Source organism: Candidatus Saccharimonadales bacterium, from assembly GCA_035697325.1.
Taxonomy (GTDB): domain Bacteria; phylum Patescibacteriota; class Saccharimonadia; order Saccharimonadales; family Saccharimonadaceae; genus JALRBM01.
On the sequence record DASSDB010000002.1, the window covers coordinates 92,280 to 104,811 of the forward strand.

General features: G+C 47.1%; 11 protein-coding genes. All 11 read right to left on the reverse strand.

Annotated features, from left to right (window positions below):
* Positions 1-46: 46 nt before the first annotated feature.
* Positions 47-1,684 carry a CTP synthase gene (locus VFH06_00880; GenBank protein ID HET6746644.1) on the reverse strand — a complete coding sequence of 546 codons (1,638 nt, stop codon included), beginning with the start codon at positions 1,682-1,684 and terminating at the stop codon, positions 47-49.
* 91 nt (positions 1,685-1,775) lie between these two features.
* Positions 1,776-2,771 (reverse strand): serine hydrolase, encoded by a 996-nt coding sequence (locus VFH06_00885; protein ID HET6746645.1) that lies wholly within the window; start codon positions 2,769-2,771, stop codon positions 1,776-1,778.
* 78 nt (positions 2,772-2,849) lie between these two features.
* On the reverse strand, positions 2,850-4,136 hold the full coding sequence (locus VFH06_00890) for a glucose-6-phosphate dehydrogenase (GenBank protein HET6746646.1): 1,287 nt from the start codon (positions 4,134-4,136) through the stop codon (positions 2,850-2,852).
* A 1-nt stretch (position 4,137) separates the two neighbouring features.
* Complete coding sequence (locus tag VFH06_00895; protein ID HET6746647.1) at positions 4,138-5,439, reverse strand: Nramp family divalent metal transporter; 1,302 nt, start codon at positions 5,437-5,439, stop codon at positions 4,138-4,140.
* On the reverse strand, positions 5,436-6,032 hold the full coding sequence (locus VFH06_00900) for a class IV adenylate cyclase (GenBank protein ID HET6746648.1): 597 nt from the start codon (positions 6,030-6,032) through the stop codon (positions 5,436-5,438). Before VFH06_00900 ends, VFH06_00895 begins: the two co-directional genes overlap by 4 nt.
* An 8-nt stretch (positions 6,033-6,040) precedes the next feature.
* Complete coding sequence (locus tag VFH06_00905) at positions 6,041-7,093, reverse strand: ribonucleotide-diphosphate reductase subunit beta (GenBank protein ID HET6746649.1); 1,053 nt, start codon at positions 7,091-7,093, stop codon at positions 6,041-6,043.
* Positions 7,094-7,112: 19 nt separating this feature from the next.
* Positions 7,113-7,292 (reverse strand): hypothetical protein, encoded by a 180-nt coding sequence (locus VFH06_00910; GenBank protein ID HET6746650.1) that lies wholly within the window; start codon positions 7,290-7,292, stop codon positions 7,113-7,115.
* Between the two features lie 19 nt (positions 7,293-7,311).
* Positions 7,312-9,714 (reverse strand): ribonucleoside-diphosphate reductase subunit alpha, encoded by a 2,403-nt coding sequence (locus VFH06_00915; GenBank protein HET6746651.1) that lies wholly within the window; start codon positions 9,712-9,714, stop codon positions 7,312-7,314.
* Positions 9,715-9,986: 272 nt separating this feature from the next.
* Complete coding sequence (locus VFH06_00920) at positions 9,987-11,117, reverse strand: hypothetical protein (protein HET6746652.1); 1,131 nt, start codon at positions 11,115-11,117, stop codon at positions 9,987-9,989.
* A gap of 110 nt (positions 11,118-11,227) precedes the next feature.
* Complete coding sequence (locus VFH06_00925) at positions 11,228-11,401, reverse strand: hypothetical protein (GenBank protein HET6746653.1); 174 nt, start codon at positions 11,399-11,401, stop codon at positions 11,228-11,230.
* A gap of 83 nt (positions 11,402-11,484) precedes the next feature.
* Positions 11,485-12,531: an alpha/beta hydrolase gene (locus VFH06_00930; protein HET6746654.1), complete on the reverse strand. Its 1,047-nt coding sequence runs from the start codon at positions 12,529-12,531 to the stop codon at positions 11,485-11,487.
* Position 12,532 lies beyond the last annotated feature (1 nt).

The following is a 12,532-nucleotide window of genomic DNA, read 5'->3' on the forward strand; positions in this document are numbered from 1 at the left end:
GTCTTTGCTTATTGTGATTGTCATATTAACATTAGCATTTTTACCACTATTTGTCAATTAATGCTGTTTGCGTGGGTTGAGCAATTTTGGACGAAGAAAGGCCTGCTGCGACCAGTCCCTTAAATAACGAGTGTGCATTCCCCGGACGACTACGAAATTCCGGATGTGCCTGAGTCGCAACAAAGTAACTATTACCCGGCGCCTCAACGTACTCTACTAACTTGCCATCAGGTGAAGTTCCGGAAACGATCAAACCCCCTCTCTTAATTTCAGCTAGAAATGTCTGATTTACTTCATAACGATGCCTATGCCGTTCGATCACTGTAGTTTTGCCATAAGCCTGCGCTACCTTTGAATTTGGCTGAAGCTTAGCCTCGTAATTACCCAGTCGAAGAGTACCACCTGTTGACTCTTTTCCAGCCTGACCCTCCATAATATACACGACGTCATGATTGGTTGAAGCAAATTCTGTGCTATGAGCCGTTCGGAGTCCCGCCTTCCTGGCAGCAGCGATGACGGCAACCTGAAGACCAAGGCAAATCCCCAAATAAGGAACGTCGTTATCGAGCGCGTAGCGTGCTGCGGCGATTTTGCCATCTATACCTCGCGCACCAAAACCACCAGGTACAAGCAGTGCGTCAACGACAGCAAAGTCATCATCTGTCGCCGTTTCGGCATTAATCCATGCCACCCGTACTCGTGCCCCTTCTGCCCATCCTGCCGCCCGTAAAGCCTCAACTACGGAGAGATAGGTATCTTCGTTATCCATATACTTCGCCACCAACCCTACGGTCACCGGAGGGGATTCAATAGATTGCGCTTGTATAATTTTTTGCCACGCCGAAAAGTCAGGTTCTTTAGTAAAGCCCGAAAACTCCGAAAGAATTGCGCTAAGACCGCTTTTAGCTATTGCCATTGGTATGCGATATACCGTGTCGACATTTGGCATCAACAAGACATTCTCCTCAGGCACCCCACCGAATAAGCTTATTTTAGCGGCCACGCCGGCCGGCGCAGGATCATCCGTACGCACCACGACACAATCTGGTGTGATACCAAACCCTCTCAAATCGTTGAGTGCGTTTTGCGCAGGCTTGGTTTTAAACTCTTTACTCGTACGAATAAAGGGCACATACACTACATGAACAAACAAACAGTTTTGCCTACTAACACGCTGAGAAAATTCACGAATAGCTTCAATATAACTCAAAGCCTCGTAGTCGCCCACCGTTCCACCAATTTCAACGATGTGGATGTCGCTTCCCTCGCCCGCCTCCAGGATCGCCCGCTGAATTGCTCCCGTTAGATGTGGTACAAGCTGCACTGTTTTGCCACCTAACTTCCCTGCTCGTTCTTCCTCAATAAGGTCAAGTAGAAGACGGCCGGAAAGCGTTGCGTTTTTCTGAGTCAACTCCAGATCCAAAAAGCGCTCATAGTGACCAAGGTCAAGATCCGTTTCCGCACCATCTTTGGTCACAAAACACTCTCCATGCTCCGCAGGATTCAAAAGGCCCGCATCTACATTGAGATACGGGTCACACTTTTGAATCGAGACGCGGGCACCTTTAGCCTGCAAGACGGCACCTATGCTGGCTGCGGTTATCCCTTTACCTACCCCCGAGAGTACACCCCCAGTTACAAATATATATTTTTCTTTTTGCCCCATGTTGATTGTTTTCTCCATGGGATTTCATTATAACATTAAAAAGTGATTAAACGCTATATGTAGTGCATTGTAATCTTCACTATACCCTACATATGGTATGTGTAGTGATTTAAAAAACTAGTCGGCCGTTTTCAACTTCTGGTGCGTCTTGAACTTTCAGCTGATTCTGCTGCTCTTGAGGCTTTGGTGCGCGATCACCTTCAAAACGGAGCATATCGCGGCCAAATGCCTGAAGTGATGTAGTCGCTTCATTGGTGATAGGCCCAGCAGGCTGCTCATAATTAGTGGTCATGAGAACATAGCGCAGCATATGACCAGTTTTCTTGTTTTCGATAATTCCGACATCATGGCGGTTATTCCCCTCAGGATCGTTAAGCTGGCCTTGTTTATCAATAACCAAGATGTTCTCTTTGTCTTTGACTTGGCTGCGCGGACCGTAATCGTCGAAGATATTCGTAGCCAAGGCATTTTTAACGAATGCCGTGTAAGAATCGTAATTGCTCGCAAGCTTTTGGATAATAAAGTCTATTTCTGAAGCCGTAGTGTAACCAAGCAAGAATTTATCCGTTCCTGCGACTGGCTCCAGCTTGGTCACTTTTAACTCAGGATACTCTGTGAGATAGCGCTGATTCACCGCTTCTGCTCCGCCCAAGGCCTTGTTAACGATGGCGCGGACCGCCGTGTTACCGGAGCGGTTTAACATATCAAAAAGAGCATCTTGTACTGTTGCTGTTAGTGGCGAGCTGTCCGAATCGTATATACCGGCGCCTGCCCGGCGATCACTCGCCGTCCAACTAAGTTGCGTATTGAGTGTGATTTTACCCGCTCGAAGATCTTCAAGTAATAATGAGGTTACAAATAATTTGCTGTCGCTGGCAGCCCAGTGTACATAATCGGTATTATGCGAATAAACAGGCTTCTTATCAGTCATGTCATAGACGATCACGCTTGTATCGATGCCTTTTTGCTCGTTTTCTTTAACTTGCCGCGCAAGCTGTAGTTTTAATATCAGACGCTTCGCGTACCAAGAAGCATCTTGGTGGTGTCCTTGTGAATTGTAAGACGACGAATCGTCCGCCGTTATAGGTATTACTGGGGTGGTCATCCGCTGCTCCTCCTATTGTGTTTTAAAGCGATCATGCCATTGCACATTTCTTAGCATAACAAGGATGAATGGCGGTTGTTAGCCTTGACTTTGGCTTAAAATAGCCGCTATAGAGGCCTCCTTAGGATAAACCAGAAGTGGTGTATTTTCCATTTCCCACGCATCCAAAACGGGTTGTAAAACCTGCCAGCTCGCTAAAACCTCCCCGCTACTTGTGAACAAACTTTTATGAGAGCGGATGGCGTCAACAAGAACTTGTTCGTAGGCATCGGGCAAAATCGCATCTTTTGGATACGAAAAGGCGAGATGACGCGGTTCGAACTCGCGCTCATAGCCTGGTTTTTTAGCGGAAAGCTCGATCTCAACACCTTCATTCGGCTGAATCCGCAGCACAAGACGATTCGCTTGGGCATCGTGGGTCTTCTTAAAATTGATTCGAATTTCCGTTATCTTAGTTTCTAAAGCCTTGCCCGTTACGAGCCGTAAAGGTACCCCCCTCCAAAGAGGATTGTCCGAAGCTAATTCCACACTGACAAACGTTTCTGTAAGGCTACCCGGGTTATTTACCTCTTTGGCGTACCCCTCATATTGGGCGCGAACAGCAAGTGAGGGATTGGCGCCACGAAGCTGGCTCAGCGCTTCAAGGCGTTTTTTTGGAATATCATTCCAGTCGAGACTGCCGGGAATTTCCATCAATACCAGCGCCAGCAGCTGCATCAAGTGCCCCTGGAGTACGTCGCGAAGTGCTCCGGTTTGCTCGTAAAACTGCCCTCTTCCCTCAATACCTATTTTCTCGCTGGCAATCACTTCAATGTCGGTAATCGCCTGGTTGTTCCATATATGACTAAACAACGCGTTTCCTGCCCTGAATGCTGCGATATTTTGAGCCATTTCTTTAGCCAGATAGTGGTCGATCCGGTACACCCGGGCATCATCAAAATAACTATCCACGTGTTCTTTCATAGCCTTAGCCGAGGCCAAGTCAACACCGAAAGGCTTTTCAAGCAAGAGTTTCGTATTTGATGTATTCAACTCCGCTTCACCCAGTAGCGATACGATTTGGCGCGTAGCCACTGGTGGAACAGAAAGATAAATAAGGAGTTGCTCTTCGGGCTTAAGTGCTATATGTTTGCGCAGGCGGTCATACTCGGTCAGTGTAGCCATATCCATAGAAAAAAGTGAGGTTCGCTCTTGTAACTCTGGCGTGTTCCCGAGTAACTCATCGAGATCAAGTCCGCCCCTGGAAACACCGATGATTTCCATATCCGAAAACTGATCGTGGCGAATGATCGATTGAAGCGCCGGAAGCAATTTGCGCCGCGAAAGGTCACCCGATATACCAAAAATCAACAGCTTCGTCTTCATTTTATAATCCTCCTATAGCGTTTCTCACAAGCCACATATTTAATCCGGTAATTACAAAAGCAATCGAGAAAACGGTCGCTTTCATCCAGGGCTTATTCACAAAGCTTCCCATATATTTTTTACTGCTCGTAAAGTAAATCAATGGCAGTACAGCAAATGGCAGCTGAATACTCAGAACGATCTGACTGAATATAAGAAGCTGGGATAAGCCAGATCCGCCGAATAAAATCGCAATACAGACCGCTGGAATGATCGCAAGTGACCGCGTGATCAAGCGGCGCAACCATGGCTTCAGTTTTACTTTTAAAAATCCTTCCAGAATAATCTGTCCGGCAAGCGTTGCGGTAACCGTTGAGTTTTGTCCCGAGGCAAGCAGTGCAACCGCAAAGAGGATACTGGCCGCTCCTACACCAAGTAGTGGCGCAAGTAACTGATAAGCTTGGTCGATCTCGGCTACGTCGTTATATCCCTTGGAATAAAATGTCGCGGCAGAAAGAATAAGAATCGCCGCGTTCACAAAAAACGCGATTGAAAGCGCGATCGTCGAGTCGATTGTGCCAAACTTGATCGCCTCTCTCCTTCCTTTCTTATGGAGTCCGTGTGCCCGCGTTTGCACAACGGCCGAATGCAAATATAAGTTGTGCGGCATAACCGTCGCACCTAATATTCCTACCGCAATAAAGAGCATTTCCTGATTAGTAAACAACTCTGTCGATGGTACAAACCCTTGAAGCAGCGGTGCTATAGCCGGTTGCGAAAACAGCATCTCAAGCCCGAAGCAGACGACGACGGTGATAATGAGCGTAATAACCAACGCCTCAAGCCAGCGAAAGCCTTTCTTTTGCAAAAATAATAGCAGGAGGACATCGAGTGCCGTAATAATCACACCGATCGGAAGTGGAATATGAAAAAGAAGCTCTAACGCAATCGCTGTACCGATCACTTCTGCTAAATCACAAGCAATAATCATGATTTCGGCCATAGCCCACAAAAACTTTGTTACCCAGCTAGGAAGGTTCTCCCGGCAAATCTGCGCCAGGTCCTTGCCTGTCACCACACCGAGCTTTACGGTAAGATGCTGCAAAAACATCGCAAAAATACTTGAAATCAAAATAACGAAGAGCAGCGCGTACCCGAACCGCGACCCACCAGCAAGATCGGTTGCCCAGTTGCCCGGATCCATATAACCAACGGCCACAAGATAGCCCGGCCCAGAAAACGCGAACATCTTTTTTAAAAACGAGGCCTTATCAGGAATTGTGATTGAACGATGGACCTCGCTTAAGCTTTTTGGTGCGCTCACTTTTTATTCTTTCCACTAATGATGTCCGGAACCGGCTCGCCAAACACGATGCGGGGAATATTTACTAATTGACGAGCTTCTCCATCAGGATACTGATGCTGATACGCAGCCGTCGTCGAACCGAATACAGCCTGCTCCCACTCAAAGCCAAGAAGATCCGCTATACGTTTTACCTCATGTTCGTTCGGACCTTCAATCTCGATATACGGGTCGAGCCACGGCCATTCATCCAGTACCACTTCAACATCGCCAAGTCGCCACGTTTCGCGGCGTGACTCCTGGAAAGATTTGTGAGTTAACCCGGCAAGCCGAAGGATTTCTACCATGCCATCAAAGTCGCTTACAGTAACCTCTAACTCTTCTACACCTGAAATTGCCGTGTGATCATGAAATTGTTTGTATGTCAGCGTCACCTTGTCGCCTTCATCACGGACACGGATGAACGCATCTTTTGCCTCCAGTTCAGGAGGTTCGATAATCACACGGCGCATCAACCGCATAGGTTGTTCTAATGTGGCACCAGCAGCCTTTAACCGTTCCCGGAGCTCGTCAAAATTAACGTTAAGGAATTTCACTTCGGTCTCGGTTTTCATGGTTACCTCTATTGGTTCAGGATACTATTACTTGGGTCGTTCTCGTCGCGATCGGCGCTCGGACTTTGACCCTTTTTCGTACTCGCACCACCAGCATTTACCTCATAGCTGGTATTCGTACTTTCAAAGAAGTTTACGAGCTCAAGCGTATCGTTAGCCGCTGCCATCCACTTAGCAGGGTTACTTACCTTGTAGTGGGGGTCGAATCCAAGCTCTTCAAGGCGCCTATCTGCCAGATATTTCACGTACTGATTGATATAATCGCTGTTAAGCCCTAGTATGCCGTTTGGAAGAAGATCGCGGTTATACGCTTCTTCCATCTCAACACCATCGAGGATCATCTGCTTGATTTCAGCCGCAAATTCCTCAGTTTGAAGATCTTCATTTTCTTCCAATACGGTGAGGATCAGGTTGATACCGAACTTGAGATGCAAACTCTCATCACGAACCACCCAGTCGATAAGTGAACCGAAGTTGCGGAGCAGGTTACGCTGACGGAACGAAAGTGCCACCATAAAACCGGAGTAGAACCAAATTCCCTCAAGGATAATATTGTAGGCCACAAGGTTACGAACAAAGTCCTTTTTGCCTTCCGTTGTCGTGATATCGAGCGTGTCTTCGGTCATACGCTTGATAAACTTTGTTTCAAATTCTTCCTTGCGTGCCATAGATGGTGTTTCCACGTGAGCAGCGTAGGCTTCATCACGATTAATCGGAAACGTCTCAAGCACATACTCGAAAGACATACAGTGGTTGGCCTCTTCCCACATTTGCTTGGCAAGATACAAGTGACATTCTGCGGCATTCACGTAGGGATACACACCAAATGCAAGGGCTTTGTTAACAAGTAGCTCGTTCGGGTTGAAATAGCTCATGAGAAACGTCAGTGCGTGGCGCTCTTCATCACTCATCTTCTTCCAATCTGCCAAATCTTGCCCTAATTGGATCTCATTTGGAAACCACGTGTTTGAAACTGCCTGATCATACAGATCCATCGCCCACTTGTAATGAATGGGCTTGAGCAGTAGCCCGTCCTGAATCCCGGTTCCTAAAATTGCCATATTTCCTCCTTATACCTTCTTACTGACAGCCTTCACACATCGTCAGGTCGGCTGGATCGAGCGGAGCGGCGACGGTGCCGTTTTGTGCCGCTTCCTCGTTTGCCTGCGCCTGCGCGTTTTTCATTGCGAGGTCAATTGCAGCCAGTTTTTCCTCGAGTGTCATATCGTCATTGATGATTGTACTTGCGTTCATGCCCATTGTTTTATCCCCCTAATTTCTATACCGTTTGTTTTGCTTTAGCGAATCCGAAACCTGTTTTTCGCGGACCACCGCCTAAGGCTTCTGCTTTGTTTACTTTGACCGTGCTCTGCTCAGCCTGGTGGCGTGGTTTTACGTGCAGATAGTAAGTCGTTTTAAGACCCTTCTTCCAGGCAGTACTGTAAATATCAACATACTCATCAATATCGCGGGTCTCAAGGTACATATTGCGACTAATTGCTTGGTCGACCCATTTTTGTGCACGAGCAGCTACTTCGATAAAAGCATACGGACTCAGCTGGAAGCTCGTTTTGTATACATCTTTAAGATGTTTTGGAATTGCATCAATTTGTTGTACATCACCTTGCAAACGAAGCACGTCTTCTTTTACATCATCCCAAATACCGAGTTCTTTCAGGTCGTTTACAAGGTTGACATTTACTTCAAGAAATTTACCGTTCAGTGTCGCACGAGAGAAAATTTGCGCAAATTGCGGGTCAAGCCCAGGTGTCGTTCCGGCAATATGTGCGATATTGGCAGTCGGTGCGATTGCCATCAACGTTGCATTGCGCATACCCTTCTTCACCTTCTTGCGGAGCGCTTCCCAGTCAAGGCGGGTCTTGCGATTGACGTCTACTTTCACGTGGCGGTCCTTAGCAAGCTCATCGAGCGTATCAATAGGGAAGATTCCCTTGCTCCAGCCGCTTCCCTTGAAGGTTTCATAGGTACCACGGGTCTTGGCCATTTCAGCCGATTCATCGATCGCGTGGTAGCTAATGAACTCGGCGATTTGGTCAACAAGGTCATAGGCTTCTTCAGATTCGTAGCTGTAGCCAAGCTTCTCAGTCACATCTGTGAATCCCATAAAGCCGAGGCCAAGTGCGCGGTTCTTAAGATTAGAGTTCATAGCCTCAGGAATTGGCGTGTTGGTGATATCACAAAGGTTATCAAGCTGACGGATCGCACTGCGGGTTGAGGCAGCCAGGCGGTCCCAATCCCACGTTTTATCTTCCTTAAGGTGCGCAGCAAGGTTAATACTTACGAGATTACATACGGCCGTGTTGTCTTTATCCTGTGGCAGCGTAATTTCCGTACAGAGGTTTGAAAGGTGAATCGTACTCGTATTATTGTTGAGCGCACGAACATTAATCGTGTCCTTCCAAGTAAGCCATGGGTGACTAGTTGCTTGAAGTGTAATGAGGATTTGACGGAATTGCTCACGGGCTTTTACTTTAGAAAATTCACGCATCTGCCCTTTTTCAGCTCGCTTGATGTATTCAGCATAGCGCTTGGAGAATTCCTCACCGTAAAGTTCAGGGAGGTCTTCTACTTCGGCCGGGTCAAACATATACCAATCTTGGTCTTTTGAGACACGCTTCATAAATTCATCGCTGATGAAAACGGCTGTGTTGGCAAGACGAGTACGAAGATACGGGTCACCGGAGTTCTGCTTGAGGTCAAGGAACTGCGGAAAGTTGAGGTGCCAATTTTCCATGTAGAGCGCCGCCGCACCAGCCTTCTTGCCCTTGCGAGAAACAGCAAAAAGCGCAGTATCGACCATTTTCATGAATGGAATTGGACCGGTCGATTCAGTGTTGGTCGTTTTAACAGGACTACCTGCGGCACGAAGTTTGTTGAGGCTGATGCCGATACCACCAGTACCCTTCGCTATCCACATCACATCACGAACGCCCTTGGCGATCGATTCCATGTCATCTTGTACTTCGAGAAGAAAACAGTTTGAAAGCTGCGGGAACGAACCACCAGCGTTTACACGGGTGCTTCCGCCCGGAACGTAGTCCAGATTACTCATATGACGATAGAAATCAAGCGCGGCTTCGGTTGGGTTTTCCTCATTAAAGCTAAGGCCCATCGCGATACGCATATGGGTAAACTGCGGCACTTCAATTGGTGCACCACTTTGCTTACGAAGCGCATAGCGGTTCTTATTGGTCACCACCCCCAAATATTTGCTCAGTTGATCGCGGGTCGGATCAAGCGCTTTGGCAAGTTTTTTAATATTGAATACTTTATTGTTCATGCGAGTATCAAGCAGCCCATCGCTAATACCTTGCTTGATAAACTCCGGAAATTTCTCTTCGTGAAGTTTTTTTAGCTCTGCTTCACTTTCGTAGTCACCTAAGATATTTTTGTAGATATTCTTTAAAAGCAGACGTGCGGCGATCTTATCAAAATCGGGATCATCTTTGACGTTCTGAAGCGCCGTATGTATTACCGCTTCATCCAGTTGCTCCGTGGTAATACCGTCGAATAATGTCAGTTGCAGCTCTGTGGCTACTTGCACAACCTTGCTGATTTGGTCTGGCAAGCCCTCACTTGCGGCAACCAATGCGAGGTTGATCTTGTTTGCGTCAAATGGTTCGCGGGTGCCATCGCGTTTTACCACGTGAATTCCACTCATGTTATACCCTCTATGCTACTTTATGTTCTACCCTAGTTCCACGCCCAAGTCTCTCAAAAATGGGTGCAAGAAAAATACCGCCGTAGCTGGTAACAGATACCCTCCTTGCCAAATGTGTGTTTTTATTGAACTACTACATATGTAGTGTCTGAATATGACTATAGACCCTACATGTATGGTTTTCAAGTAGTTGGGCAGTGTTTTTATTACCACGAAAAAAATAACACCTTATAGCGTTATGTTTGTTATTTACAACACTATATGTAGCGTATTTATTCAGGTTGTGACGGCTCTCGGGCTGCTGCGTCCTTCTTTAGTTCTCTCATTTGGACGCCCATTTCTTTAAATGCCCCCGAGTCGCCCCCTGCCTCAAATCCACGATCGGGGTGGAGTTTTGATTGCACCTTGCGCTCTACTTTACCTAGCTGAGCACTGTTAAGCGACTCTATGTCAGAAGTTTCGTAAAGGTTCTTGGCAACCGCTCGAATTTCCTCAGCGGCCTTTGTTACGTTTCGCTGCTCATACTCTTTATATGCGTCCTTTTCAGCCTCATCCCGTGTCACTTTCTCGCGGTAGGTGCGGACTTCGTCACTTTGAGGAGTGGCAGTCTGTTTTACTTCCTCGTAGGATTCAGTTTTCGGTTCGTAGAAGTCGTAGGTAGAACTCTCAGTACGAGGAGTACGCTTTGTATATTCATCTGCCTCATGTATGGTCGCATCAAAATAACTGGACCAATTAAAGGTACCGATGGGTTCGTCTAATATCTTCTGCGTACGAATTCGATCATAAGAGCCGAGATCTTTTATGGCGAACCCACCAAGATTGCGGCGATAGCTGATATCTTGCCGCCCTTGTTCACGTTCCGCTTGTCCCACTTCATCAAGAAGACGATTAGTTTTACCGTCGATAAGCGGCACACCAGCCGGAAGCTTTTCGCGCAGTTCTTTGATTTGCAAGTCAGAAAGTTCTTCATGGACCAAGATTGCTGACGGAATTTGCGTCTCGCCGTCTACATCCAAGTGGCTGCCGTCGTACAGTAATGTAAGGTTTGGTGAAAGCTCATCCTTATTAATCGTTTGTCGCATATCCATATCGATAGATGACATGAGACTACCCATACCAAGCTTTCCGTAACCTCGCTCGCGTATATTGGACTTACTTTCTCCCTTTTCTTCTTGAGCTTCTCGAGCCAAATGCGAGAGTCCGGCAAAAGATTCTTGAGTAATTGAATTACTGTTCACCTCTACCATGACTGTGTCACGAGGAATAACGGCAAAATTACCTATGCCCTCAGATCCTGCTAAAAGCGAATGACGCAAAGTGCCCGAAGCAAAGGGGCTTTCCGTGTCGTAAAATTGGTAGGCTTCTCGATTGGATATGTTTATTTTTTCGCTGATGGGCATTTATAATAATATAATCACAAAATACCGCTTATGTCAATATACAGTTGGTTGTTGGTAGTTTGGGTCCGTCGTTCGCTGACAAAAATCACGAACGACGGACCCAAATGGCGTCAGAGCAAGTCACCTCCACCGTCGTATCCTCGGCAGCCGTCCTCGAAGACCTCACCCGGTGTTTCCGGGGCAAAGATCGCCCCGCCACACCCGTCGAATGAGGCACCGCCACCCAGCTCGCTACCGAGCAGGGCATCGCCTGTCCTGGCAGCCTCATCATGCGTGGGTTGCATAGAGATACTCCCTTGTAGAGTTGATAGTCGGCCGACAAACCAAAGAGATAATATACCGAATTACGGTTGTGATCAATACTCTGCTACTGTGTGCGAGCTTTAATAAAATCAACCACTTTGCTCATCGCCTCTTCGCCGTCCTCTGTATCAAGATTGAATTGGTACTCGTGCGGAAGCTTCGGTTGATGATCGTCGGCAAAGAACGAAGTAGTTACCGGTACATGCTTATCACTCAGTTCTTTTGCAAACGGTTTGGATTGGTCGTTGGTGAGTGGATCGTTGTTACCTCCGCTTATAAAGGTGGGCGGAAATTGAGACGTCACGTGATAATACGGAGACATCTGGCGAATGATTGGATCTGAATAGTCCTTTGTGCCAGAGTATGCCCAGAGGGCCGTATCATCGCCCCATCCTATTATTTTGGGAAGTTCCGGCGCTGGTTGCGTAAGGCCGAACATTTTGTATATACCACAGAAAAGAATCACTCCTTTGAGCTGCGATGGTTTTAGTGTCGGTTCGATTCCTACCTCGGCTGCATAAAACGGATTGGTCACGATGGCTGCCATTTGACTAGAGATCTGGGCGCCGGCTGAATCACCAGCGAGAAATACCTTGTTCATATCTGCATGAAAACGGCCTTGATTTTTGTCAAGAAAATCGTATGCCTCATTTAGCTGTTTTAGCGGAGTGGGATAGGTTTTTTCGGGTGCAAGGGTGTAGTTAGGCGCGATAACAGTAAAGCCCTTGGCAGCCAAGATTTTAAAGTAGGTAGCCCAATCGTCTTTGCCGCCAGAAATCCAGGCACCACCATGGGTCCATATGACCACCGGTAGCTGTTTGTCCGTATTGCCTATATTTGATGGAAAGTAAACATCGAGAAGCATTCCGGTAGAATCGTATTTTTCATTGGCAAGCCGTGTTACGGGTTGTTGGGGAGTGTGCTTTTCGAGAGCCTGCTTAGACTTGGCGCTGTCTAAATCGAACACGGTTCGGATAAGCAATGCACCTGGCCATGGTGTTACCTTGAAAAGTGTCATTACAATAATAATGACCGCAAGTATGCTACCCGTTATCCACAGCAGCTTCTTATGACGTTTATAGAAAGGAACGCGTTTTTTTGATTTTGCCATA